Origin of the sequence: Streptomyces sp. JJ38 (assembly GCF_019303475.1) — a bacterium.
GTDB lineage: Bacteria > Actinomycetota > Actinomycetes > Streptomycetales > Streptomycetaceae > Streptomyces.
In genome coordinates this window covers 67,731-92,157 of record NZ_JABLSI010000021.1, presented here as the reverse complement: position 1 = coordinate 92,157, position 24,427 = coordinate 67,731, and the positions used below count along the sequence as shown (strand labels likewise).

24 protein-coding genes and 1 riboswitch are annotated in these 24,427 nt (G+C 72.5%); of the genes, 11 read left to right on the top strand and 13 right to left on the bottom strand.

Going from position 1 to position 24,427, the window contains the following annotated elements:
• The 4 genes from HPT28_RS14395 to HPT28_RS14380 all read left to right on the top strand — a co-directional run.
• Nucleotides 1-232: hypothetical protein (locus HPT28_RS14395; protein WP_219091458.1), on the top strand; the 232-nt coding region annotated here is incomplete at its 5' end.
• 214 nt (nucleotides 233-446) lie between these two features.
• The gene (gene gabT / locus HPT28_RS14390) at nucleotides 447-1,793 is read left to right on the top strand and encodes a 4-aminobutyrate--2-oxoglutarate transaminase (protein ID WP_219091457.1); all 1,347 of its coding nucleotides are present in this window, start codon (nucleotides 447-449) and stop codon (nucleotides 1,791-1,793) included.
• A gap of 378 nt (nucleotides 1,794-2,171) precedes the next feature.
• Nucleotides 2,172-2,765 carry a phosphatase PAP2 family protein gene (locus HPT28_RS14385; RefSeq protein ID WP_257578605.1) on the top strand — a complete coding sequence of 198 codons (594 nt, stop codon included), beginning with the start codon at nucleotides 2,172-2,174 and terminating at the stop codon, nucleotides 2,763-2,765.
• A 366-nt stretch (nucleotides 2,766-3,131) separates the two neighbouring features.
• Nucleotides 3,132-4,706, top strand: coding sequence for an APC family permease (locus HPT28_RS14380; RefSeq protein WP_219091456.1), 1,575 nt, complete (start codon nucleotides 3,132-3,134; stop codon nucleotides 4,704-4,706).
• Between the two features lie 83 nt (nucleotides 4,707-4,789).
• On the opposite strand, the gene HPT28_RS26915 is transcribed toward HPT28_RS14380, so the two are convergent.
• Both HPT28_RS26915 and HPT28_RS14375 read right to left on the bottom strand, forming a co-directional pair.
• On the bottom strand, nucleotides 4,790-5,044 hold the full coding sequence (locus HPT28_RS26915) for a hypothetical protein (RefSeq protein ID WP_257578604.1): 255 nt from the start codon (nucleotides 5,042-5,044) through the stop codon (nucleotides 4,790-4,792).
• Nucleotides 5,041-5,640, bottom strand: coding sequence for an SDR family oxidoreductase (locus tag HPT28_RS14375; RefSeq protein ID WP_257578603.1), 600 nt, complete (start codon nucleotides 5,638-5,640; stop codon nucleotides 5,041-5,043). Before HPT28_RS14375 ends, HPT28_RS26915 begins: the two co-directional genes overlap by 4 nt.
• 239 nt (nucleotides 5,641-5,879) lie before the next feature.
• On the opposite strand from HPT28_RS14375, the gene HPT28_RS14370 reads away from it, so the two are divergent.
• Nucleotides 5,880-6,437, top strand: coding sequence for a TetR/AcrR family transcriptional regulator (locus tag HPT28_RS14370; protein WP_219091455.1), 558 nt, complete (start codon nucleotides 5,880-5,882; stop codon nucleotides 6,435-6,437).
• Nucleotides 6,438-6,510: 73 nt separating this feature from the next.
• On the top strand, nucleotides 6,511-7,092 hold the full coding sequence (locus HPT28_RS14365; RefSeq protein ID WP_219091454.1) for a TetR/AcrR family transcriptional regulator: 582 nt from the start codon (nucleotides 6,511-6,513) through the stop codon (nucleotides 7,090-7,092).
• Nucleotides 7,093-7,141: 49 nt separating this feature from the next.
• Here HPT28_RS14365 and HPT28_RS14360 read toward each other — a convergent pair whose 3' ends face one another.
• Complete coding sequence (locus HPT28_RS14360) at nucleotides 7,142-7,924, bottom strand: DUF4190 domain-containing protein (protein ID WP_219091453.1); 783 nt, start codon at nucleotides 7,922-7,924, stop codon at nucleotides 7,142-7,144.
• A gap of 118 nt (nucleotides 7,925-8,042) precedes the next feature.
• Here HPT28_RS14360 and HPT28_RS14355 point away from each other — a divergent pair, with 118 nt between their 5' ends.
• Nucleotides 8,043-9,119, top strand: coding sequence for an adenosine deaminase (locus HPT28_RS14355; RefSeq protein ID WP_257578602.1), 1,077 nt, complete (start codon nucleotides 8,043-8,045; stop codon nucleotides 9,117-9,119).
• A 156-nt stretch (nucleotides 9,120-9,275) separates the two neighbouring features.
• On the opposite strand, the gene HPT28_RS14350 is transcribed toward HPT28_RS14355, so the two are convergent.
• Nucleotides 9,276-10,709: a gamma-aminobutyraldehyde dehydrogenase gene (locus HPT28_RS14350; protein WP_219091452.1), complete on the bottom strand. Its 1,434-nt coding sequence runs from the start codon at nucleotides 10,707-10,709 to the stop codon at nucleotides 9,276-9,278.
• Nucleotides 10,710-10,873: 164 nt separating this feature from the next.
• Between HPT28_RS14350 and HPT28_RS14345 the strand changes: the two genes are divergently transcribed.
• The 4 genes from HPT28_RS14345 to HPT28_RS14330 all read left to right on the top strand — a co-directional run bounded on the left by HPT28_RS14345 (nucleotide 10,874) and on the right by HPT28_RS14330 (nucleotide 14,960).
• Nucleotides 10,874-11,368, top strand: a complete 495-nt coding sequence (locus HPT28_RS14345) for an Lrp/AsnC family transcriptional regulator (protein WP_219091451.1) — start codon at nucleotides 10,874-10,876, stop codon at nucleotides 11,366-11,368.
• A complete protein-coding gene (locus HPT28_RS14340) occupies nucleotides 11,353-12,732 on the top strand; it encodes an aspartate aminotransferase family protein (protein ID WP_219091465.1) in 1,380 nt (459 codons plus the stop codon). Before HPT28_RS14345 ends, HPT28_RS14340 begins: the two co-directional genes overlap by 16 nt.
• A gap of 312 nt (nucleotides 12,733-13,044) precedes the next feature.
• On the top strand, nucleotides 13,045-13,848 hold the full coding sequence (locus tag HPT28_RS14335; RefSeq protein ID WP_219091450.1) for an ABC transporter ATP-binding protein: 804 nt from the start codon (nucleotides 13,045-13,047) through the stop codon (nucleotides 13,846-13,848).
• Nucleotides 13,830-14,960 (top strand): hypothetical protein, encoded by a 1,131-nt coding sequence (locus HPT28_RS14330; RefSeq protein ID WP_219091449.1) that lies wholly within the window; start codon nucleotides 13,830-13,832, stop codon nucleotides 14,958-14,960. The genes HPT28_RS14335 and HPT28_RS14330 overlap by 19 nt, the downstream gene beginning before the upstream one ends.
• On the opposite strand, the gene HPT28_RS14325 is transcribed toward HPT28_RS14330, so the two are convergent.
• From HPT28_RS14325 to tsf, 9 genes are all read right to left on the bottom strand, one after another.
• On the bottom strand, nucleotides 14,917-16,038 hold the full coding sequence (locus HPT28_RS14325; protein WP_219091448.1) for an ABC transporter ATP-binding protein: 1,122 nt from the start codon (nucleotides 16,036-16,038) through the stop codon (nucleotides 14,917-14,919). The two genes, HPT28_RS14330 and HPT28_RS14325, sit on opposite strands and share 44 nt — an antisense overlap.
• Before the next feature lies 1 nt (nucleotide 16,039).
• Nucleotides 16,040-17,653, bottom strand: coding sequence for an iron ABC transporter permease (locus HPT28_RS14320; RefSeq protein WP_219091447.1), 1,614 nt, complete (start codon nucleotides 17,651-17,653; stop codon nucleotides 16,040-16,042).
• Between the two features lie 77 nt (nucleotides 17,654-17,730).
• Nucleotides 17,731-18,834: a thiamine ABC transporter substrate binding subunit gene (locus HPT28_RS14315; RefSeq protein WP_219091446.1), complete on the bottom strand. Its 1,104-nt coding sequence runs from the start codon at nucleotides 18,832-18,834 to the stop codon at nucleotides 17,731-17,733.
• A 33-nt stretch (nucleotides 18,835-18,867) separates the two neighbouring features.
• Nucleotides 18,868-18,983: riboswitch (TPP riboswitch) on the bottom strand.
• An 89-nt stretch (nucleotides 18,984-19,072) separates the two neighbouring features.
• Nucleotides 19,073-20,179 carry a 23S rRNA (adenine(2503)-C(2))-methyltransferase RlmN gene (rlmN, locus tag HPT28_RS14310; protein WP_219091445.1) on the bottom strand — a complete coding sequence of 369 codons (1,107 nt, stop codon included), beginning with the start codon at nucleotides 20,177-20,179 and terminating at the stop codon, nucleotides 19,073-19,075.
• A 30-nt stretch (nucleotides 20,180-20,209) separates the two neighbouring features.
• Nucleotides 20,210-20,752 carry a GNAT family N-acetyltransferase gene (locus HPT28_RS14305; protein ID WP_219091444.1) on the bottom strand — a complete coding sequence of 181 codons (543 nt, stop codon included), beginning with the start codon at nucleotides 20,750-20,752 and terminating at the stop codon, nucleotides 20,210-20,212.
• Nucleotides 20,753-20,800: 48 nt separating this feature from the next.
• Complete coding sequence (locus HPT28_RS14300; RefSeq protein ID WP_219091443.1) at nucleotides 20,801-21,904, bottom strand: phosphatidate cytidylyltransferase; 1,104 nt, start codon at nucleotides 21,902-21,904, stop codon at nucleotides 20,801-20,803.
• Nucleotides 21,905-21,934: 30 nt separating this feature from the next.
• Nucleotides 21,935-22,492 carry a ribosome recycling factor gene (gene frr / locus HPT28_RS14295; RefSeq protein WP_219091442.1) on the bottom strand — a complete coding sequence of 186 codons (558 nt, stop codon included), beginning with the start codon at nucleotides 22,490-22,492 and terminating at the stop codon, nucleotides 21,935-21,937.
• 151 nt (nucleotides 22,493-22,643) lie between these two features.
• A complete protein-coding gene (gene pyrH, locus HPT28_RS14290; RefSeq protein ID WP_219091441.1) occupies nucleotides 22,644-23,393 on the bottom strand; it encodes a UMP kinase in 750 nt (249 codons plus the stop codon).
• Nucleotides 23,394-23,530: 137 nt separating this feature from the next.
• Entirely contained in the window at nucleotides 23,531-24,367 is an 837-nt protein-coding gene (tsf, locus tag HPT28_RS14285) for a translation elongation factor Ts (protein WP_219091440.1), read from the bottom strand.
• Nucleotides 24,368-24,427 lie beyond the last annotated feature (60 nt).

Below are 24,427 nucleotides of genomic sequence, written 5' to 3'. Positions count from 1 at the left end.
CGGCCGGGCGCCGGGGCACCGCCACGGGCCCGGCGCCGGGCGCGGGGGAACCCTGGCCCGGGGGGTTCTGGCCCGGGAGGCCCTGGCCCGGGGGCGCGCCGGGCCCCGGGGGTCCGGCGTCTCCGCCGCCTGGTACCGCGCCCGTGCCGCCGTACAGCCCGCCGCCCGCGCTCATCTGCCCTTCCGCCCCCTGCCGGCCCGCCGTCGAGTAAGTGTCGCGGCCCCAATCTAGACCCATCGCCGCCGACTTCGGGCCCGGTCCCGGGCGTCCCGGCGGCCCGCGGCCCGTCCTCCGGGACGGGCCGGATACCTGTCCGCGACGGCCAACACGCCCCGCCGACTTTTACTCGGCGGTGCATGTCTCGGCGTCACGGCTGCCCCTAGCCTGCGAGAAGCGACCACACACTTTCTTCCGTTTTCTTCCCCGTCACCCCAAGGAGAGTGCGATGAGCTCCACCTCTTCGACGCCCGCGCAGGAGCGCCGCGTCGTCACCGCGATCCCCGGCCCGAAGTCCCAGGAGCTGCACGCCCGCAAGCAGGCCGCGGTGGCCGACGGTGTCGGCAACGTGCTGCCGGTGTACGTGCGCCGGGCGGGCGGCGGCATCATCGAGGACGTCGACGGCAACTCCCTCATCGACTTCGGCTCGGGCATCGCCGTGACCTCGGTGGGCGCCAGCGCGGAGGCCGTGGTGCGGGAGGCGACCGCCCAGCTCGCGGACTTCACCCACACCTGCTTCATGGTGACCCCGTACGAGGGGTACGTGAAGGTGGCCGAGGAACTGGCGGCCCTCACGCCCGGCGACCACACCAAGAAGACGGCGCTGTTCAACTCCGGCGCGGAGGCGGTGGAGAACGCCGTCAAGATCGCGCGGGCCCACACCAAGCGCCAGGCCGTCGTCGTCTTCGACCACGGCTACCACGGCCGCACCAACCTCACCATGGCGCTGACGTCGAAGAGCATGCCGTACAAGCACAGCTTCGGCCCGTTCGCGCCCGAGGTGTACCGGGTTCCGGTGGCCTACCCCTTCCGCTGGCTGACCGGCCCGGAGAACTGCGCCGAGGAGGCCGCTGCCCAGGCCATCGACCAGATCTCCAAGCAGGTCGGGGCGGAGAACGTCGCCGCGATCATCATCGAGCCGGTACTCGGCGAGGGCGGCTTCATCGAGCCGGCCAAGGGCTTCCTGCCGCGCATCGCCGAGTTCGCCAAGGCGAACGGCATCGTGTTCGTGGCGGACGAGATCCAGTCCGGCTTCTGCCGTACCGGCCAGTGGTTCGCCTGTGAGGACGAGGGCATCGTCCCGGACCTGATCACCACCGCCAAGGGCATCGCCGGCGGTCTGCCACTGGCCGCGGTCACCGGCCGCGCCGAGATCATGGACTCCGCCCACGCCGGAGGCCTGGGGGGCACCTACGGCGGCAACCCGGTGGCCTGCGCCGGTGCGCTGGGCGCCATCGAGACGATGCGCGAGCTGGACCTCAACGCGAAGGCCAGGCGCATCGAGGAGATCATGAAGCCCCGACTGGCCAAGATCGCGGAGAACCACCCGGCCATCGGCGACATCCGGGGCCGCGGCGCCATGATCGCCATCGAGCTGGTCAAGCCGGGCACCAAGGAGCCGGACGCCGAGCTGACCGGCAAGCTCGCCAAGGCCTGCCATCAGGCCGGTCTGGTCATCCTCACGACCGGCACCTACGGCAACGTGGTCCGCTTCCTGCCCCCGCTGGTCATCGGCGAGGACCTGCTCAACGAGGGCCTGGACGTGCTGGAGAGCGCGTTCGCCGAGCTGGCCTGATCAGGCACGCCGCCTCCGCCGCGCGCGTCGGCCCGGTGAAGGAGCTCCGGCGCGGTGAAGGAGATGTGGGAGGCCGATGGCCGTTCGGTCACCGGCCTCCCGGGACCGCACGGCGGTGCCGTACCTTCGAGGGCGGATGTACGGAACACCCCGCCCGCACGGGACTGCGGGCTCCACCGGAGCGACGGCCCCCGGGCCGCGTCCGGGCTGCGCCTCGGCGCAGACAGCACTCCGATCGGACCGCCGCCCGCCCCAAACCCCCCGGGGCGCGCGGTGACCGGTCGGCAACACGGCCGCCTGGGAATACTCCCCCCTGTTCCCGGGCGGCCGTTCGGCGTTCCGGGGCGCGGGCGGCCGTCGGCCGCCCGCCTCCTGGCCATGGTCTGCGGCACGCTGTTCGCCGTCATCGGTGCCCAGGTGGCGCTGGGCGGCCCGGTGCGCGAGGCCGAGGAGCGACTGGCCGAGCGGTGGCGGCAGCCCCGCCCGGGCGCCCCGGCGGCGGACGACGGGCTCGCCGAGTTCGCCGCGGACCTGGGGCACTGGTACGTCGCCGGGCCCGTACTGCTGTTGGCTCTGGTCGGCGTCTACACGGCGGGCCGCGCACCGCGTCCGCCGCTGGCCGCCCTCGCGGCGACGGCGGCGGTCCCGCTACTGGTCGGCCCGCTGAAGGCCCTCTTCGACCGTCCGGGGCCGCTGGGCGGCGAGGGCTACTTCCCCTCGGGGCACGCGGCCATGGCGCTGGTCGCCTACGGGGGCGCGGTGCTCGTCGTCCTCCCCCGGCTGTCCCGGCCGCACCTCCGAGGGGCGCTGGTGGCCGTGGCGGCTGTGCTGGTCGCGGCCGCCGGCGCCGGGCTGGTGCGCCGCGGTTACCACTGGCCGCTGGACGTCCTGGCGAGCTGGTGCCTCGGCGGCCTCCTGCTCGCGTGCGTGGCCCTGGCGGCGCGCGGCCGTTCCGCCCCGCGCGAGGGGTGAGGATTTCGTTCCCGGCTCCTCCCACGGGTCTCCGGGCGCCCGGGCGGACGCCGGGCGCGCCGGTCGCCGTCCCCCGGCAACCGCGCCGCAGGGAGGGGACGGTTCGGCACCCGGCACCCGCTGAGCGGGAGCCGTAGAGTGGTTGCAGAAAGTAGCGGAGGAAAATCCGGCGACCGGACGAAACCGGCACTCTGCGATTACCGCATCCCGGAAGCCCCGGCCGACCACCTTTGAATGATCGAGCGAAACCCTCCGCCAACCTTCCGAATCACGGAGACGCCAGGCACGTAGGCAGTGAAGAAGAGGCACGCCGCCGGAAAGATCAAGACCGCGGCTACGGATACAGCACGCTATACCGTCCGGGGCATGGCACAGCTCGTCAACCCCCCGGCCGGAGGGATAGCACCCAGCGCCGCGTCCGAAGAAACGGCCACGGAAGAGATCAGGTCCAAGGGACTGCACAAGAACTCCGTCGGCCTCTTCGGCAGCGCCGTCATCGGTCTGTCCACCGTCGCCCCCGTGTACTGCCTCACCAGCACTCTCGGTCCCACCGTGGGCGAGGTCGGGCTCCAGATGCCCGCCGTCTTCCTCGCCGGCTTCCTGCCCATGCTCCTGGTGGCCTTCGCCTACCGGGAGCTCAACCGCGTCATCCCCGACTGCGGCACCTCCTTCACCTGGACGGTGAAGGCGCTCGGACCGCGCATCGGCTGGATGACCGGGTGGGGCCTGGTCATCGCCACGGTCATCGTGCTGTCGAACCTCGCCGGCGTCGCCGCCGAGTTCTTCTACCTGCTGCTCGGCGAGCTGACCGGCAGCGAGGCGATCCTGCGGTTCGGCGGCTCCACCGCGGGCCACGTGCTGACCGTGCTCGCGTTCATCGCCGTCGCCACGGCGATCAGCTACCGCGGCATGACCGCCACCAAGTGGTTCCAGTACGCGCTGGTGACCCTGCAGATGGTCGTCCTCGCCCTCTTCGTCGCCATGGCCTTCGGCAAGGCCGGGGAAGGCGTCGCGGCCTCCGCCTCGGCCCCCGAGTTCTCGCTGGCCTGGTTCGACCCGTTCTCCGTCACCTCGTTCACCGCCTTCACCGCGGGCCTGTCGCTGTCGATCTTCATCTACTGGGGCTGGGACACGAGCCTGACCGTCAACGAGGAGACCTCCGGCAGCACCCGGACCCCCGGCCGGGCGGCGATGATCTCCATCGCGGTGCTGGTGACCTCCTACGTCCTGACCGCCGTGGCCGCGCTGATGTTCTCGGGCACCGGCACCACGGGCCTGGGCCTGGGCAACCCGGAGACCTCGGACAACGTCTTCGCCGTCCTCGCCGACCCGGTGATGGGCCCCCTGGGCGTGCTGCTGTTCCTGGCCGTCGTGGCGAGCGCCGCCGCCAGCCTCCAGACGACGTTCCTGCCGGCCGCCCGCACCATGCTGGCCATGAGCACGTACAAGGCCTTCCCGGCCTCCTTCGCCAGGGTCCACCCGAGGTTCGAGACCCCCGGCCGGGCCACGGTGGCCGCCGGTGTGGCGACGGGTGTGTTCTACGCGGTCATGACGCTGGTCAGCGAGAACGTGCTCATCGACACGATCTACGCCCTCGGCCTGATGATCTGCTTCTACTACGCGCTGACGGCGTTCGCCTGTGTGTGGCACTTCCGCGGCGAGTTGACGCGCGGCGTGCGGGACGCGGTCACCAAGGGCGTCCTGCCGCTGCTCGGCGGCGTGCTGCTGACCGCCGTGTTCGTCAAGACGATGGCGGACATGTGGGACCCGGCCTACGGCAGCGGCAGCTCCATCGCCGGAGTCGGCAGCGTCTTCGTCATCGGCGTCGGGCTGCTGCTCGTGGGCCTCGTGCTCATGCTCGTCATGCAGCGCCGCAGCCCGGCGTTCTTCCGGGGCGAGGTGCTCACCCACTCCACCCCGGCGCTGGTGGCGAAGGACTGACGGCACCACCTTGACGGCGACGGCGGCGTCCCGCACGGCTTCGTGCGGGACCCTGCCGCGCGGCGTCTCGGGCCCGCCCCCGGTCAGCCGCCCGCGCCGGGTTCCGGAGCGGGGCCGCCGCGCACCTCCTCGGGCCCCAGGACCTTGCGGGTGACCCGCTCGGCAAGGGCCGCGACCAGGGTGCGCGGGCGCCGCGGTGAGAGGTGGGCGCTCAGCGCGTTGCCGAGCCCCGGCGTGACGTAGGCGCGGTCCCGGTCGAGCGCGCGCAGCGCCGCCCGCACGACGGGTTCCGGCTCCGCGAACGCGCCGGCGACCGCGGCCCTGCGGGTGCCGATCACCTCGAAGAAGCCCGTCTCGACCGGGCCGGGGCACAGAGCGCCGTGACCCGGACCCCGCGGCCGCGGCACTCCTGACGCAGCGCCAGCGAGAAGGTGAGGACGAAGGACTTGGCGGCGCCGTAGACCGCGAAATACGGGCTTGGCTGGTAGCCCGCCGTGGAGCCGATGTTGAGGACGGCGCCTCCGCCCCGGGCCAGCATGCCGGGCAGCAGGGCGTGGGTGAGGCCGACCAGCGCCACGACGTTGACCATCAGCTGGTCGTGGTCGCGCCGCGGCTCGATCTCCTCGAACCGTCCGCAGGTGCCGAACCCGGCGTTGTTCACCAGCACACCGATGTCGAGGCCGCGTTCGGCGAGGCCGTCGGCGATGCGCTGGGCGGCGTCCGGCTCCGCGAGGTCCTGGACGATGACGTGGGCCCCCACACCGTACGTCGTGTGCAGCCGCTCGGCGAGCACGTGGAGACGCTCCGCGGATCGCGCCGTCAGCACCAGGTCGTGCCCGCGGGCCGCGAGTTGGGCGGCGAACTCGGCGCCGAGACCGGAGGACGCTCCGGTGACCAGGGCGGTGGGCTGGGTTTGTGCCGCTGAACGGGACATCGCTCTCCCCTTGATCGATACCGCACGAGCTAGAACAGAAGAGTAACTGTTTAAGCTGTAACTGCAACAGCAGTGTTGCAAATAAGACCGATCGGTGGTTCCGCTGGACGCCCCCGCCTGTCACGTCGAAGAATTCGGGCAGCCATCCACCCCCGCCGCGACGGAACTCCCCTCCGAGAACCGGGGTTCTCCCGTGGGGGTCGGGGCAGTCATCAGTCGCTTCGGGAGGGAGGCCGGCCATGCAGGAGGACACGTCCGCTCATCTGGTCGCGGTCGCGGACGAGCTGTTCTACACCCACGGCGTCCATGCGGTGACCATGCAGCGCATCCGGGACGCCAGCGGAGTGCCGCTCAAGACCCTTTACCGGCTGTTCCCGTCCAAGAACGTCCTGTTGGCCGCCTGCCTGGCGCGACGGGACCGGATCGCCCGGAGCGCGATCCGGGACTACGTCAGCGCCGCCGAGGACCCGGTGGAGCGGGCCCTGGGCCTCTTCGACTTCCTGCACGACTGGTTCCGGCAGCCCGGCTTCCACGGGTGTGTGTTCGCCGGCGCGTTCGGCGAGGCCGGAGCGGCGGCCCCGGAGGTCGTGGCCGCCGTCCAGTCCCACAAGCAGGCGCTGCGCGACCTGGCGACCGAACTGGCCGCGCAGGCACGGGCGAAGGACCCACGGTCCGTCGGCGCGCAGCTGGCGGTGCTGTTCGACGGGGCGATGGCCCTGGCCACGTTCACCGGCGACCTCGACGCCGCCCAGCACGCCCGGCGCACGGCACGGACGGTGCTGGACACCGCGGCCTGACCACACGGGCGCGCTCCCGCGGGCCTGCGCGTATCGTGTCCGCTGACGCGATGTCCAAGAGGCCGGGGTTCCGATGGCGAAGAGCGGTGGGCGGGCGCTCCGGGCGGACGCCGAGCGCAGCGTCCGCATGATCCTGGAGGCGGCCGAGCGCGTACTCGCCGCCGACCCCGGTGCGTCCGTCGAGCAGATCGCCGAGGCCGCGGGCGTCGCCCGCACGACGGTGCACCGGCGGTTCGCCAACCGGCAGGCGCTGATCGAGGCGCTCACCGAGTCCGCGGTGGCGCAGCTGGCCGAGGCGGTGGAGGACGGCCGGCCCGACACCGCCCCGCCGCTCGTCGCCCTGCATCGCATCACCGCCAACGTGCTGCGCGTCAAGGGTGCGTGGGGCTTCGCCCTGGGCCGCCCCGCCGAGGCGGACAGCGCGGCCTCGGCGGGCTGGGACGCGGTGGGCGCCCGCTGTCTCGAACTCCTGGCCCGCGCGCGGGAGGAGGGGCTCCTCGCCCCCTCCGCCGACCTGGAGTGGGTGCGGCGCGTGTACTACGCGCTGATCGGCGAGGCCGTCCACCACGACGGCCGCGCCCCGGACCCGGACGCCCGCGCCGCCCTCGTCGTCGACACGCTGCTCCACGGAGTGGGCCGGCGGCCGGCCGGTTAGTGCCTGTCCGGACCGGCGGCGGCCGGCCGGGGCGGCCCCCGCCCCGGCCTCAGTTCCCCGGCACGCGCGGGGCCGTCGTGAACGCGTCGTAGCCCCGGTACGGGTCGTCGTAGTAGTCGGGCTCCTCGTCGAAACCACCCGTCATCCCGATGACGAGCAGGACGACGAAGAGGGCCGAGAGCACGGTCGTGATGATGCCGAGCACGAGGCCGGCCGTGGCCTGTCCGGAACCGTGCACGTCACCGCGCCGGATGCCGCGCCGGGCGGCGACGGCCAGGCAGAGCGCGATCGGGCCGCAGATGATCCCGATGAAAGCGCCGAAGAACGTGAGTGACAGCGTGAGGCCGACGATGCCGAGCACCATGGCCGCCGTGCAGATCCCGCTCGTCTCCGGGGTGGGCGGCAGCGGCTGCCACGACGCCCCGTAGGGGTAGGCGGCGCCGGGGCCGTAGCCGGACCCTGCGCCGTAGCCGTACCCGTAGCCCTGGATCGGCCCGGCCGCCGCAGGCGGACCCGGCTGCATCGGCCCGGGCAGCGCCGGAACGCCGGGGCCGTACGGCGGGCTCGCGGGCTGCGGGACCGCCGCGGGGGGCGGCGAGGGCGCCGGCGGCACGGGCGGCACCCGGGAGCCCCCGCCCGGCTGCGCGGAGAGGTCGGTCACGGTCTGCTGCTCCGCCACCGACGGTATCGGCGGCCCGGACCGGCCCGGCTGGCCGGACTGGGCGTCCCCCTTCTCCAGGGAGCCGCGCTGCCCGGGCGGGGCCCAGGGGTTCGGCTGTTCCGGGCCCGGCCCCGGGTGACCGCCGCCCCGTGCCCCGTCGTCCTGCGTCATCGCGCCCCTCCCCATCCGGTGTCCCGCCATCGTATGCCGGGCGCCGCGAGGGGCGGCATACGATGGACGGCGGCCTCACGGCCATGTCCCCCGGAGGTGTTCTAGCGGAGGTGCACCCTTGTCAGAACCGACCGACCTGACGGTCCCGGACGAGCTGGCCGGCTTCATCGCGGGCCTGCCCAAGGCCGAACTGCACGTCCACCACGTGGGTTCGGCGTCGCCGCGGATCGTCGCCGAGCTCGCGGCCCGCCACCCGGACGCCAGGGTCCCGGCCGACGAGAAGGAGCTGGCCGAGTTCTTCGTCTTCCGGGACTTCGCGCACTTCATCGAGATCTACCTCTCCGTCGTCGACCTCATCCGCGACGCCGAGGACGTGCGGTTGCTCACCTTCGAGATCGCCCGCGAGATGGCCGAGCAGAACATCCGGTACGCGGAGCTGACGGTCACCCCGTTCAGCTCCACCCGGCGCGGCATCCCCGACGTGGCGTTCATGGAGGCCATCGAGGACGCGCGGAAGGCCGCGGGCAGCGAGCTGGGCGTCACCCTGCGCTGGTGCTTCGACATCCCCGGGGAGGCCGGGCTGGAGGCCGCGGAGGAGACCGCCCGGCAGGCCTGCGAACTGCGGCCGGACGGCCTGGTGTCCTTCGGGCTCGGCGGTCCCGAGATCGGCGTGCCCCGCCCGCAGTTCAAGCCGTACTTCGACCGGGCCGTCGCCGAGGGGCTGCACAGCGTGCCGCACGCGGGCGAGACCACCGGGCCCGGCACCATCTGGGACGCCCTCACCCATCTGCGCGCCGAGCGCATCGGGCACGGCACGAGCGCCCCGCAGGACCCGAGGCTGCTGGAGCACCTGGCCGAGCGGCGCATCCCGCTGGAGGTCTGCCCGACGTCCAACATCGCCACGCGCGCGGTGGAGAACCTGGCGGAGCACCCGGTGCGCGAGATGGTGGCGGCGGGCGCGCTGGTGACCATCAACAGCGACGACCCGCCCATGTTCGGCACCGACCTGAACACCGAGTACGGCCTCGCCGCCCGCCTGCTCGACCTGGACGAGGCCGGGCTCGCCGGACTGGCGAAGAACGCGGTGGAGGCGTCCTTCCTGGAGGCCCCGGCGAAGGCGGCGCTCGCGGCGGAGATCGACGCCTACCTCACGGCGTATCTGGCCCGGCGCTCCGAGGCCCTCCGCAGGTCCTGACCCGCCCCGCCGGAAGCGCCCCGACGCCGGGGCGAGCGAGGCCAAGGGCCCCGGGGGCGATGCCCTCGGGGCCCTTCCGCCGCCACGGCGAGCGGCCACGACGGCGGGGGCCCGGCGGCCTGAGGAACCACCGGACCCCCGCGGACAGCCGACGCCTTACAGCGCGGTCATCACGTGCTTGACGCGGGTGTAGTCATCGAAGCCGTAGGCCGAGAGGTCCTTGCCGTAGCCGGACTTCTTGAAGCCGCCGTGCGGCATCTCCGCGACCAGCGGGATGTGGGTGTTGATCCACACACAGCCGAAGTCCAGCGCCTTCGACAGCCGCATGGCGCGACCGTGGTCGGAGGTCCACACCGAGGAGGCGAGGGCGTACTCGACGCCGTTGGCCCACTCGACGGCCTGCTCGTCCTCGCTGAAGCGCTGGACGGTGATGACGGGGCCGAAGACCTCGTTCTGGACGATCTCGTCGTCCTGCTTGAGGCCGGAGACGACCGTCGGGGCGAAGAAGTAGCCCTTGTCGCCGACCCGTTCGCCGCCCGTCTCGACCTTGGCGTGGGCGGGGAGCCGCTCGATGAAGCCCTCCACCTTCTCCAGGTGGACGGGGTTGTTGAGCGGGCCGTAGAAGCAGTCCTCGTCGCCCAGATCGCCCGTCTTGACCTCGGCGGCGGCCTTGGCCAGGGCGGAGACGAACTCGTCGTGGACGCTGTCGTGGACGAGGACGCGGGTGGCGGCCGTGCAGTCCTGCCCGGCGTTGAAGAACCCGGCGTCGCGGATGCCCTCGACGGCGGCGGGGATGTCGGCGTCGCCGAAGACGACGACGGGCGCCTTCCCGCCCAGCTCCAGGTGGACGCGCTTGACGTCCTTGGCCGCGCTGGCGGCGACCTCCATGCCGGCCCGCACGGAACCGGTGATCGAGGCCATGGCCGGCGTCTTGTGCTCGACCATCAGGCGGCCGGTGTCCCGGTCGCCGCAGACGACGTTGAAGACGCCCTTGGGCAGGATCGAGCCCAGCACCTCGGCGAGGAAGACGGCCGAGGCCGGCGTCGTGTCCGAGGGCTTGAGGACGACCGTGTTGCCCGCGGCGATGGCCGGGGCGAACTTCCACACGGCCATCATCATCGGGTAGTTCCACGGTGCGACCTGGGCGCACACGCCCACGGGCTCGCGCCGGACGAAGGACGTCATGCCCTCCATGTACTCGCCGGCCGACTTGCCCTCCAGCATCCGGGCGGCACCGGCGAAGAACCGGATCTGGTCGAGCATCATCGGCAGTTCCTCCTGCCGGGTCAGCTCCAGGGGCTTGCCGGTGTCCTTGCACTCGACGGCCAGCAGTTCGTCGGCCCGCGCCTCCAGGGCGTCGGCGATCTTCAGCAGGGCCAACTGCCGGGTGCCCGGCGTCGTGTCGCGCCAGGCCGGGAAAGCGGCCTCGGCGGCGGCCATCGCCGCGTCCACGTCCGCCGGGGACGAGAGGGCGGCCAGGGCGTAGGTCTCGCCGGTAGCCGGGTCGACCACCTCGGTGGTCCGCCCGTCGGAGGCGTCCCGGAATTCCCCGTCGATGTAGTTGCGCAGCCGACGCAGCTCGGTGGTCACGTCAACACCCTCCTGCTCCGTTGTCCAATGGGTGAGACATACACCCTAACCGCCCGACCCACGTTTTCAACAGGGCGACTCCCCCGTAACTGCGAAATCAGTCGTGAGATCGCCAATCTGCAACGAAAAACATCGCTCACGGCTTGCATGACGGAGCAGACCTCATGCACAGTGGGGTCGTGGCTCGTGATGAGAAGAAACCGAACGGCACCGGATCGATCGACGCCGTCTCCCTGGCCATCATCGAACAGCTCCAGGAAGACGGGCGGCGACCGTACGCCGCCATCGGCAAGGCCGTGGGCCTGTCCGAGGCGGCGGTGCGCCAACGCGTGCAGAAGCTGCAGGACCAGGGCGTCATGCAGATCGTCGCCGTGACCGATCCGCTGACCGTGGGGCTGCTGCGGCAGGCCATGGTCGGCATCAACGTCGACGGCGATCTCGAGCCCGTGGCCGAAGCTCTCGCGGAGCTGGAGGAGGTGGCCTACGTCGTCATGACGGCCGGGTCGTTCGACCTCCTCGTCGAGATCGTCTGCGAGGACGACGAGCACCTGCTCGAAATGATCAGCAAGCGCATCCGCACGCTGCCCGGCGTCCGGTCCACCGAGAGCTTCGTCTACCTCAAGCTGCGCAAGCAGACCTACACCTGGGGAACCCGATAACCGTGAGCAAGGACCTCTCCCGTACCGCGTACGACCACCTGTGGATGCACTTCACCCGCATGTCGTCGTACGAGAACGCCCCCGTACCGACCATCGTGCGCGGCGAGGGCACCTACATCTACGACGACAAGGGCAAGCGCTACCTCGACGGACTCGCCGGGCTGTTCGTCGTCCAGGCAGGGCACGGCCGCACCGAGCTGGCCGAGGCCGCCGCGAAGCAGGCCCAGGAGCTGGCCTTCTTCCCGGTGTGGTCCTACGCCCACCCCAAGGCCGTCGAGCTGGCCGAGCGCCTGGCCCAGCACGCCCCCGGCGACCTGAACAAGGTCTTCTTCACCACCGGTGGCGGTGAGGCCGTCGAGACCGCGTGGAAGCTGGCCAAGCAGTACCACAAGCTCACCGGGAACCCCACCAAGTACAAGGTGATCTCGCGGGCCGTCGCCTACCACGGCACCCCGCAGGGCGCCCTGTCCATCACCGGCCTGCCCGCGCTCAAGGCCCCCTTCGAGCCGCTGGTCCCCGGTGCGCACAAGGTGCCCAACACCAACATCTACCGCGCCCCGATCCACGGAGACGATCCGGAGGCCTTCGGCCGCTGGGCCGCCGACCAGATCGAGCAGCAGATCCTCTTCGAGGGCCCGGAGACGGTCGCCGCCGTCTTCCTGGAACCGGTGCAGAACGCCGGCGGCTGCTTCCCGCCGCCGCCCGGCTACTTCCAGCGCGTGCGCGAGATCTGCGACCAGTACGACGTGCTGCTCGTCTCCGACGAGGTCATCTGCGCCTTCGGCCGCCTCGGCACGGTCTTCGCCTGCGACAAGTTCGGCTACGTGCCGGACATCATCACCTGCGCCAAGGGCATGACGTCGGGCTACTCCCCCATCGGCGCCGCGATCGTCTCCGACCGCCTCGCCGAGCCGTTCTACCAGGGGGACAACACCTTCCTGCACGGCTACACCTTCGGCGGCCACCCCGTCTCGGCCGCCGTGGCACTGGCGAACCTCGACATCTTCGAGCGCGAGGGCCTCAACCAGCACGTGCTGGACAACGAGAGCGCCTTCCACGGCACGCTGAGCAAGCTGCTCGACCTGCCGATCGTCGGCGACGTCCGCGGCAACGGCTACTTCTACGGCATCGAGCTCGTGAAGGACAAGGCCACCAAGGAGACGTTCAACGAGGAGGAGACCGAGCGCGTCCTGTACGGCTTCCTCTCCAAGGCGCTCTTCGACAACGGCCTCTACTGCCGCGCCGACGACCGGGGCGACCCGGTCGTGCAGCTCGCGCCGCCGCTCATCTCGGACCAGGGCACCTTCGACGAGATCGAGCAGACCCTCCGCGCGGTGCTGACGGAGGCGTGGACCAAGCTCTGATCCACGCACGCCGAGCCACGTGCCCAAAGCCGCGCGCTTCGGGCGCGTGGCTCCGGCCACGGCCCGGCCCGCCTCACTCCCGGTCATCCCAGGCCGCCGTTCCGGGGCGCTCTCCCTCATCCGCCCCGGCACGGCACCGGGCGCGACGCCTCCGCCGCGTCGCGCCCGGCGGGATGACCGCCCCCGTCCCCGGGCCATCCGTCCCCCGGGACCGTTCGTCCCCCGGCCCCGCCTCACCCGGGTGGAGCAACCTGCACCGCGCCCCGCGCCCGGCGGCCCCGAGCGGCCGCCTCGCCTCCTTACCGTGCAGGAATGGCGTCCCCCGAGAACCCTCCCTCCGGCCCGCGCACCGGTGAGGCACTCCTCAGCGCCCGTGGGCTGCACTGCTCCTACGGCCCCTCCCCCGCCCTTCTCGACGTCTCACTTGACGTCGCCGAGGGCGAGATCGTCGCCGTCACCGGGCCGCGCGGCAGCGGCAGGAGCACGCTGCTGCACTGCCTGAGCGGCCGGCTCCTCCCCCACCAGGGCGAAGTCCTCTTCGACGGACTCGCCGTCCACACCCTCCCCCCGGCCGACCGCGAGCGGCTGTGCCGCGACCGCTTCGGCTGGATCGGCGACGAGCCCGCCCTCGTCCCCGAGCTCACCGTCTGGGAGAACACCGCCCTCCCGCTGATGCTCGTGGGCGCCGGCCGCCGCGCAGCCCGGCGCGGCGCGCTGGAGTGGCTGGAGCGTCTCGACGTCGCCGACTGCGCGCGCAAGCGCCCGGCCGAGCTTCCCCAGGCACGGCGGCAGCGCGTCGCCGTCGCGCGGGCCCTCGTCCACGGCCCGCAGGTCCTCTTCGCCGACGAGCCCACCGCGCCGCTGCACACAGCCGACCGGGCCCAGGTGCTGCGCACCCTCACCACCGCCGTCCGCTCCCACGGCATCACCCTCGTCCTGACCGGCTCGGAGAGCGGCGCCCCGGAGGGCGCCCCCGGCACGCCCCCGGCGCCCCGCGAGGCCCTCATCGACCGGACCGTGCGGCTGCGCGACGGCCGCACCGCCACCCGGCCCACCCCGGAGGCCACCACCGCCACCAGCGCAGAGGATCAGGAATCGTGCTCCCTCTCCGTCTGATCCGCGGCTCGCGGGCCCTCACCCAGCTCCCCCGGCTCACGGTCGCCGCCGCCGCGGCCGGCGTGGGCTTCCTGCTGCTGTCCGCGCTCAGCTACGCCCTCGCCCACCCCGGCGACGCCGGCGTCGCCGTCCCCCGGCTGCTGTGGTGCCTCGTCCCGCTGGCCGCCACCGTCCACCTCGCCCTCGTCGTCGCGCGCACCGACCCCGGGCCCCGGTCCCGGGCGGCGCTCGACGCCCTCGGGCTCCGCACGGCCGGGCTGCCGCTGCTGTCCGCCGTCCAGATCGCGGCGTGCTGCCTGCTCGGCAGCGGAATCGCCCTGCTCGTCTTCCTCTACCTGCGCGGGGACGTCGTCGGGCTGCCCTTCGACGGCGCCGCCGGCGAGCTGCTCGCCGCCGGCCGCCCCGTCCCCCTGGTGGCCACCGTCACCCTGCTGCTGGCGGTGCCGCTCGCCGTCGCCGGGGCCAGCGCGCTGAGCCTGCGGGCCGCCGCCGCCCGCAGGCCTGCGTCACCGCAGCCCGTCCTCGACCGCCCCGGGCCCCGGCCCCCGCTGCCCGCCGGCCTGCCCTACGGCGTCGGCCTGGTCGGGCTCGGCCTCGCCCTGGAGGCCTTCGCGGCCCGGGACGCCACGGGGGTGCCGCCCGGCGTCATCGTCGGCTGGCTGCTGGCCGCGCTCGGCCTGGCACTGGCGGGCCCGGGCCTCACCCGTCTCACCGGCCGCCTCCTCGCCGCCTTCCGGCCCGGGGCGACCCGGCTGCTCGCGGGCCGTTTCCTCCAGGAGGAGGCCACGCTGATCGGCGCCCCGATCGGCGTCCTGTGCGCGGCGGGCTGCGGGGGCGTGGCCGCCCTCTACGTCTACGGCCCCGACGACTCGCCCGGGCCGATGACCGTCCTGGGGGGCGCCGTCGTCGTGGTCTGCGCGCTGACGGGCGTACTCACCGCGGCCGCCGGAGCCCGCACGGCGCTGGCACCGGCCCGCGCCGCGCTCGCCCAGCTCGGCGCCAGCCGGGAACTGCTCCGGCGGGCCGCCGTCCTGCGCGCGGCGGCCGTGGTCGTCGTGTTCGCCCCGGTCACCTGGGGAGTGGCGCGGCTGGCGGCGCTGCCCCTGTCCTAGCGGGCCCGCCGCCGTCCACGACGGGCGGCAGGCGGACGATCTCCGCCGCGTCGAAGCGCGGACGCACGGCCTCCCCGACGGCGGGCGCGTCCGTGAGGGCGCAGGACGCCTCCAGCCGGGGCGCCCCCTCGACGTCGAGCAGCACGGCGAGGTGGTCGCCCCGGAAGGTGCGGGCCAGGACCCGCGCCCGCGGCCCGTCCTCCGAGCCCTTCCCGGGACCGTTCTCAGGGCCGACCAGCCGCACCCCGGCCGGGCGCACCAGCAGCGTGCACTCCCCCTCCGGCGTGCCGGGCGGAACCGGCAGCGGCCCCCAGGCGGTGTGCGCGGTCTCGGCGCCGGACTCCTTCACGGTGGCGGGCACCAGGTTGTCGAAGCCGAGGAAGCGCGCCACGAAGGCCGAGGCGGGCCGCTGCCACACCTCCATGGGCGTACCGCTCTGCGCCACCCGGCCTTCCGCCATGATCACGACGCGGTGGGCCAGCGCGAACGCCTCACCCTGGTCGTGGGTGACGGCGAGGACGGTGGTCCCCAGCCGGTCGAAGAGCTGCCGCAGCTCGACGACGAGCCGCTCCCGCAGGCCGCGGTCGAGCTGGCCGAGCGGTTCGTCGAGCATGAGCAGCCGCGGCTCGGGGGCCAGCGCCCGCGCCAGCGCCACCCGCTGCTGCTCCCCGCCGGACAGCGAGGCGACGGCGCGCCCACCGGCGCCGGGCAGGCCGACGAGGTCGAGCAGCTCCGCGACGCGGGCGGCGGCCCGCTCCCGGCGCACGCCCTGCACGCGCAGCCCGAAGGCCACGTTTCCGGCGACGTCGCGCTGCGGGAAGAGCTGGTGGTCCTGGAACATCAGCCCGAGCCCGCGCCGGTGGGCGGGGATGCCGGCCTGGTCGCGTCCGGCGAGCCGGACGCGACCGGCGTCGATCCGCTGCAGGCCCGCGACGGCCCGCAGCAGGGTGGACTTCCCGCTGCCGCTGGGGCCCAGCACGCACACGGTCTCCCGCTCGTCCACCGCCAGCCCGACGGCGTCGAGCACCGCCCGCTCACCGAAGCGGACGGTCAGGGCCTCCACGTCGAGTGACGCCATGTCAGAACTCCCCCGAGGTGTTGGTGCGGGCGCGCTCCAGGGCGAGCAGCCCGGCCGCGCAGACGAGCATGAGAACGGTGCTGAGGGCCATCGCCTGCCCGTAGTTGAGCTCGCCCGCCCGGCCGAGGAGCCGGGAGACGGCCACCGGGAGGGTGGGCGAGTCGGCGCGTGCGATGAAGACCGTCGCCCCGAACTCGCCGAGCGAGACGGCGAAGGCGAACCCGGCGGCGACGGCGAGCGCGCGCCGCACCAGGGGCAGGTCCACCTCCCGCCAGGCCCGCAGCGGGGTGGCCCCCAGCACGGCGGCGGCCTCGCGCAGCCGCTCGTCGACGGCCCGCAGCACCGGCAGCATCGTGCGGACCACGAACGGCACGCCCACCAGCGCCTGCGCGAGCGGCACCAGGAGCCAGGACGACCGCAGGTCGAGGGGAGGCTCGTCCAGGGCGATGAGGAACCCGAAGCCGACGGTGACGGCCGAGGTGCCCAGCGGCAGCATGAGTAGCGCGTCGAAGCCGCGGACGAACCGTCCGGCCCTGCGGGTGAGGGCCGCGGCGGCCAGCCCGCCGACGAGGACGGCGATGACCGTGGCCACCGCCGCGTAGGCGAGGGAATTGCCCACGGCCTCGATGGCCGGGACGACGAAGGTGCTGGTCGCGTCTGCCGGGGCGGCCAGCTCCCGGTAGAACAGCAGCCCGTACCCGTCCGGGGTGGCCAGCGAACGTTCCACCAGGACGGCCAGCGGGGCGAGCAGCAGGACGACGATGACGGCCAGCTGCGAGGCCAGCAACGCCCACTGCCCCGCGCCACGCGGCGCCCGGGCGGTGTGCGCGGCGTCGACGAGACGCAGCGCCGACTCACGGCGCCGCACCGTCCAGGCGTGGACGGCCAGCAGCGCGCCGACGGCGGCGAACTGCAGGAGGCTCAGCACGGCGGCGGTCGGCAGGTCCAGGAACTGGGCGGTCTGCCGGTAGATCTCCACCTCCAGCGTCGCGTACCGGGCGCCGCCGAGGATCTGGACGACGCCGAAGGAGGTGAAGGTGAACAGGAAGACCATGAGGGCGGCGGCGGCCACCGCCGGGGCCAGCGCGGGCAGCGTGACGCGGCGCCAGGCCGTGAGGGGGGAGGCGCCGAGCAGCCGGGCGGCCTCCTCCTGGCGCGGGTCGAGCTGCGCCCACAGCCCGCCCACCGTCCGGACGACGACGGCGTAGTTGAAGAAGACGTGGGCGAGGAGGATGGCCCACAGCGAGGTGTCCAGCCGCACGCCCCACGCCACCTCGAGCAGTCCGCCGCGCCCGAGGAGCGCCAGGAACGACGAGCCGACGACGACGGTGGGCAGCACGAACGGCACCGTGACCACGGCCCGCAGCAGGCGCTTGCCGGGAAAGTCGAGGCGGGCGAAGACGTAGGCGCCGGGGAGGGCGACGGCCAGGGTGAGCGCGGTGGAGGCGGCGGCCTGGCCGACGGTGAAGCCGACGACGTCCAGCGTCACCGGGTCCGTCAGTACCTCCCAGGCGCGCCCGAAGCGCCAGCGCCCGCCCTCGCGCAGCCCGCGCGTGACGATCGCGGTGACGGGATAGCCGAAGAAGACGGCGAAGAACGCCACGGGCACGGCCATGAGCCCGAGCCGTGCCGCGAGTCCGCGTCGCCCGCCCCCCGCGCGGGCGGCGCGAACGGTTCCGGTTCCCCCCTCGGTCACCGCATCAGCGCGGACCACTGCTTGACCCACTGCTCCCGGTTGGCGTCGATCTTCTCCGGGGTGACGGTGTGCGGGTCCTCGACGTCGGCGCCGTACCGCTCGAAGACCTCGGGCAGCTCGGCGTCCCCGTGCGCCGGGTGGACGAACATGTTCAGCGGGATGTCCTCCTGGAAGGAGGTGCCCAGCATGAAGTCGAGGAGGGCCTTGCCGCCCTCGGGGTTGTCCGCGCCCCTGAGCAGTCCGGCGAACTCCGTCTGCTGGAAGCAGGTTCCGGTGGCGACGCCGGTCGGCGCCTGCTCGGGGTTCTCCTCGGTGCCGTAGTGCACCTCGGCGACCGGGCTGGAGGCGTAGGAGACGACGAGCGGGCGGTCCCCGTCCCGGCCCCCGGAGGAGCCGCTGAAGAGGTCGTTGTAGGACTGCTCCCAGCCCTCCGACTGGATGACGCCGTTGGCCTTCAGGTCCTTCCAGTAGTCCTGCCAGCCCTCCTCCCCGTAGGCGCCGACGGTGGCCAGGAGGAAGGCCAGGCCGGGTGAGGACGTCGCCGGGTTCTGCACGACGAGGAGGTCCTCGTATACCGGGTCGGTGAGGTCGTCGAGGGTCTGCGGCGGCTCGACGCCCTTCTCCGCGAAGTACGCCCGGTCGTAGTTGACGCAGACGGCGCCGGTGTCCACGGGCGTCACCCGGTGCTTCTCCGCGTCCAGCTGGAGCTTGTCGTCGACCCCGTCGAGCCCCGCCGCCTCGTAGGGGGTGAAGACCTCGGCGTCCAGGGCCCGGGAGAGCAGGGTGTTGTCCACACCGAACAGGACGTCGCCCTCGGGGTTGCCCGCGCTGAGGACCGCCTTGTTGACCATGACCCCGGCGTCCCCGCTCTGGAGCACCTCCACGCGGTAGCCGGTCTCCTGGGTGAACTGCTTCAGAACGTCCTCGGAGACGACGAAGGAGCCGTGCGTGACGAGGGTGACGGTCTTGTCCTTCTCCCCGGACGAGCCGGAGTCGTCGGAGCCGTCGGAGGCCCCGCAGCCCACCAGCAGGGCGGTGCCGAGCGTCGCGGCGAGAGCTCCCTTGAGCGTCGTGCTGAACACGGTCGTACTGCGCTTCATCGTGCTGCCTTCGGGTCCGGGCGCATGCGGGCAGCACGAGAGGTTCCGAACTTCCTACCCAGCATGACCTGGGCGAGGTTCGAGGGTCTGCGGTTCCCCGTTCGAGGCCTACCGCACTCTCAGCGCTGCGCGCTCCCCTGTCGGATGGTTATACGTATGTTCGGACGATACCAGCGCCCGGACATGACCCGGCCGCCGTCTCAGCGCCCGGACGCCGTCTCAGCGCCTGGATGCCACCTCAGCGCTCGGATGCGGCAAGCTGGCCGCAGGCGCCGTCGATCTCCTGGCCCCGGGTGTCCCGGACCGTCACCGGAACGCCGTGCCGTTCGAGGGCGCGCACGAACTCCCGCTCGTCCTCCGGACGGGACGCCGTCCACTTCGAGCCCGGCGTCGGGTTCAGCGGGATCAGGTTGACGTGCACCCGCTTGCCCTTGAGCATCCGGCCCAGCAGGTCCGCCCGCCACGCCTGGTCATTGATGTCCCGGATCAGCGCGTACTCGATCGACACCCGCCGGCCGGAGACCTCGGCGTACTCCCACGCCGCGTCCAGCACCTCGCGCACCTTCCACCGCGTGTTGACCGGCACGAGGGTGTCGCGCAGCTCGTCGTCGGGCGCGTGCAGCGAGACGGCGAGCCGGCACTTGAAGCCCTCATCCGTGAAGCGCCGCATCGCCGGAACCAGACCGACCGTCGAGACCGTGATGCCGCGCTGGGAGAGCCCCACCCCGTCCGGGGCCGGGTCCGTCAGCCGCCGGATGGCGCCCACGAGCCGCTTGTAGTTGGCCAGCGGCTCGCCCATGCCCATGAAGACGATGTTGGACAGCCGCGCGGGCCCACCGGTCACCTCGCCGTCGCGCAGGGCCCGCATGCCCTCCACGATCTGGTGCACGATCTCCGCCGTCGACAGGTTCCGGTCGAGACCGGCCTGCCCCGTCGCGCAGAACGGGCAGTTCATCCCGCAGCCGGCCTGCGAGGAGACGCACATCGTGACGCGGTCCGGGTAGCGCATGAGCACCGACTCGACCAGCGTCCCGTCGTGCAGCCGCCACAGCGTCTTACGGGTGTCGCCGTCGTCGCAGCTGATGTGCCGGACAACCGTCATCAGCTCCGGCAGCAGCTCCGCCGCCAGCTTCTCCCGCGCCGCGGCCGGGATGTCCGTCCACTGCTCGGGGTCGTGCGCGTACCGGCCGAAGTAGTGCTGGGAGAGCTGCTTGGCCCGGAACGGCTTCTCCCCGATCCCGGCCACCGCCTCCTTACGCTCGGCGGGTGCGAGGTCGGCGAGGTGCCGCGGCGGCTTGGCAGCCCCCCGCGGCGCGACAAACGTCAGTTCTCCAGGCGCAGGCATAACCCGTCCAGTGTCGCAGATCGTCCGGCGTCACCCGACCGGTCGCCCACGCCCCCGCGGACGGCCCCGGCGATACCGCACCTCGGCCACCTCACGGCCCCCGAGGTCCTCACGCTGCACGGCGCCGTCCGGACGGTATCCGGCCGCCTCGTAGAAGCGCCTGGCCCGCGCGTTGTCCCGCAACACCCACAGCGCGCATCCCGCACAGCCCTCGTCCCGCCACAACCGGGCGTGCACCGCTTCGACGAGGGCACGCCCCACGCCGGTGCCCACCAGCTCCGGGCGGACGTACAGGGCGTACAGCTCGCCCGTGTCCGGCCCGGGCGGCGTGCCGCGGTAGGGCCCGTAGGCGGCCCAGCCCACCGCGCCCGTCCCGTCGTCGGCCACCAGGTGCACGGCTCGTGAGCGGGGGTCGGCGAAGGCCGCACGGCGGCTGCGGGCATCCTCCTCGACGCTCATCGCGTCCAGGTACGCCTGTGGCACCATCCCGGCGTACGCCGCCTGCCAGCCGCGTACGCGCAGGTCGGCGACGGCGTCGACATCGTCCCGGCGCATCTCGCGTATCCGAAGCATCCCGGCACGCTAACGCGAGGCGGGCGGACGCGGCGCGGGGTTTTCCGCTCAGCCCGTGCCGACGAAGGCGACGAGGAGGAGCCAGACGACGGGGGCGGTCGGGAGAAGGGAGTCGAGGCGGTCCATGATGCCGCCGTGGCCGGGCAGGAGCTTGCCCATGTCCTTGATGCCCAGGTCCCGCTTGATCATGGACTCGCCCAGGTCGCCGAGCGTGGCGCTGGCGGCCACGGCGAGCCCCAGCAACAGCCCCTGCCACCAGGTGCCGTCCGTGATGAGGAACTGCAGACACAGGGCACCGGCGAGCATGGCGAAGCCGACGGCGCCCAGCAGCCCCTCACGGGTCTTGCCCGGGCTGATGCGCGGGGCCAGCTTGCGCTTGCCGAAGCGCCAGCCGACCGCGTAGGCGCCGGTGTCGCTCACCACGGTCAGCAGGAGGAACGTCAGCACCCGCTGCGCCCCGTCGTCCGCGGCGAGCATGAGCGCGACGAACGTGGCGAGGAAGGGCACGTAGAAGGCCGTGAAGACCCCGGCCGTGACGTCCTTGAGGTAGCCGTGCGGCGTCTGCGCCATCCGCCACACCAGGACGGCGAGGCAGGTCAGGGCCATCGCCACCCAGGCCGCCTCGGCGCCGCCCACGTATCCGGCCACGACCATCGCCGCACCGCCGACCGCCAACGGCGCCAGCGGCGCGTGGATGCCCTTGCGCTCGGCCAGCCGGGAGGTCAGCTCCCACAGGCCGACGACGACGGCGAGCGCGATCACCGCGACGAAGACGTCCTTGACGAGGAACAGCGACGCCAGGATGACGGCGCCGAGCCCCACGCCGACCCCTATGGCGGCACGCAGGTCACGGCCTGCCCGCTTCGCGCGGCCGGGCGGCGAAGCGGGCACGGAGGTCGCCGGGGACGCTCCGGGCCCCGGATCTCCTGGCGGGAAGGGCGGGCTGCCGCCGGTGGCAGCCCCCTCCGGCTCGGGGCCGGTGGGGCCGCCGTGCTCCCCCTGGTTTCCGTCGGCGTCGGGCACGATGGGCATGGGCCGAGTCTGCGCCGGATCGCGGACGTCGTGTACGGGACCCGCCGACGGGACGTTCCCGGAGCCGGGATGGAACCCGTGCCCGGTGGGCGGCGGCGCACCCCAGGGTGAGTCGTTCACTGATTGCAGCCCTTATACCTTGAAGAACCGTCAGACCTCGAGCAGCTCGGCTTCCTTGTGCTTGAGCAGCTCGTCGATCTGGCCGACGTACTTCGAGGTGGTGTCGTCCAGTTCCTTCTCGGCGCGACGGCCCTCGTCCTCGCCGACCTCGCCGTCCTTGATGGCCTTGTCGATGGTCTCCTTGGCCTTGCGGCGGACGCTGCGGATGGACACCTTCGCGTCCTCGCCCTTGCCCTTGGCGACCTTGATGTACTGCTTGCGCCGTTCTTCGGTCAGCTCCGGGAAGACCACCCGGATGATGGTGCCGTCGTTCGACGGGTTGACCCCGAGGTCGGAGTCGCGGATGGCCTGCTCGATGTTGCGGAGCGCGCTCTTGTCGAACGGGGTCACGACGGCCATGCGCGGCTCGGGGACCGAGAAGGACGCCAACTGGTTGATCGGGGTCGCCGCCCCGTAGTAGTCGGCCACGATCTTGTTGAACATGGCCGGGTGCGCGCGTCCGGTACGGATCGCGGCGAAGTCCTCCTTGGCGACGACGACCGCCTTCTCCATCTTCTCCTCGGCTTCGAGGAGGGTCTCTTCGATCACCACGTGCTCCTGGTTCGATGACTGGGCGGATTGAGCGGGTTCGGACGGTGCCCCCGGCCTCCCGGCCCCTGCGGAGGACCGGGTGTCGCGGGCAGAGCCCAGGTGCCTGCACGATGTCCGACCGGCAGGCCCGTGTCCACCGGGGCTGAGGTCAGCTCCTGTTGCTCTGGCTGCTGACCAGCGTGCCGATCTTCTCACCCTGGACCGCCCGCGCGATATTCCCCTCGGCGAGCAGCTCGAAGACGAGGATCGGCAGCTTGTTGTCGCGGCACAGGGTGATCGCGGTCATGTCCGCCACCTTGAGGTCCCGGGTGATGACCTCGTCGTAGCTGAGGGCGTCGAACTTGACCGCTTCCGAGTTCTTGGCCGGGTCGGAGTCGTAGACGCCGTCGACACCGTTCTTCCCCATGAGCATCGCCTCGGCGTGGATCTCCAGCGCGCGCTGGGCCGCGGTGGTGTCCGTGGAGAAGTAGGGCATGCCCATCCCCGCGCCGAAGATGACGACCCGGCCCTTCTCCAGGTGCCGGATCGCACGCAGCGGGATGTACGGCTCGGCGACCTGCCCCATCGTGATGGCGGTCTGCACGCGCGAGTCGATGCCCTCCTTCTCCAGGAAGTCCTGGAGGGCGAGGCAGTTCATGACCGTGCCGAGCATGCCCATGTAGTCGGAGCGGGCCCGGTCCATGCCGCGGACCTGCAGCTCGGCTCCGCGGAAGAAGTTGCCACCGCCGATGACGACGGCGATCTGCGCACCGTCCCGCACGACGGCCGAGATCTCCCGGGCGATCTTGTGCACGATGTCGGGGTCGACGCCCAGACCGCCGCCGCCCGAGAACGCCTCGCCGGAGAGCTTCAGCAGAAAACGGCGGGGAACGTCGGTGTCGGTTTCGGTCCTGCTCATGGGAATCTCCTCGTGCACATACGAGGAAGGCCATTGCCGGTGCGGAACTGGCGGGTTCCTGTGGCAATGGCCTCCTCGTAGCGGCTTGTCCGGGCTGCCGTGTGCCCGACCCTACAGCGGCCGGGCCCGGGGGTCGCTCAGGCTCCGACGCGGATCCGCGCGAAGCGGCTCAGCGAGACACCGGCCTCGTCCAGGACCTTCTGGACCGTCTTCTTGTTGTCCTTCGCGAAGGGCTGGTCAAGGAGGCAGTTCTCCTTGAAGAAGCCGTTGACGCGACCCTCGACGATCTTCGGCAGGGCGGCCTCGGGCTTGCCCTCCTCCTTCGCGGTGGCCTCGGCGACGCGGCGCTCGTTCTCCACCGTCTCGGCCGGGACCTCGTCGCGGGAGACGTACTTCGGCGCGAAGGCGGCGATGTGCTGCGCGACGTCCTTGGCGACCTCGGCGTTCTCCTTGTCGAGCTGCACGAGCACACCCACCTGCGGCGGCAGGTCCGGGTTGGTGCGGTGCAGGTAGGTGGCGACGTAGCCACCGGAGAACTGGGCGAAGCGGTCCAGGACGATCTTCTCGCCGAGCTCGGCGTTCTTCTCGTCCACGAAGGCCTGGACGCTCTTGCCGCTCTCGATCTCGGAGGCGAGCAGGGCGGCGGTGTCGGCCGGCGAGGTGGCGGCGATGTGCGCGGCGACGGTGTTCACGGCGGCCTGGAACTTGTCACCCTTGGCGACGAAGTCCGTCTCGCACTTCAGCTCGACCAGCACGCCGGAGGCCTTGTCGTCGGCGATGAGCGCGGCGACGGCGCCGTTCTCGGCGGTGCGGGACTCGCGCTTGGCCACGCCCTTCTGGCCCTTGACGCGCAGGATCTCGACGGCCTTGTCGACGTTGCCGTCGCCCTCGTCGAGCGCCTTCTTGCAGTCCATCATGCCGGCGCCGGTGAGCTCCCGGAGCTTCTTGACGTCAGCGGCGGTGTAGTTCGCCATGGGGTGAATCTCTTCCCGAAAAGTCGATGAAGGAAATCGAGTGGTCTGTGTCGAGCCCGG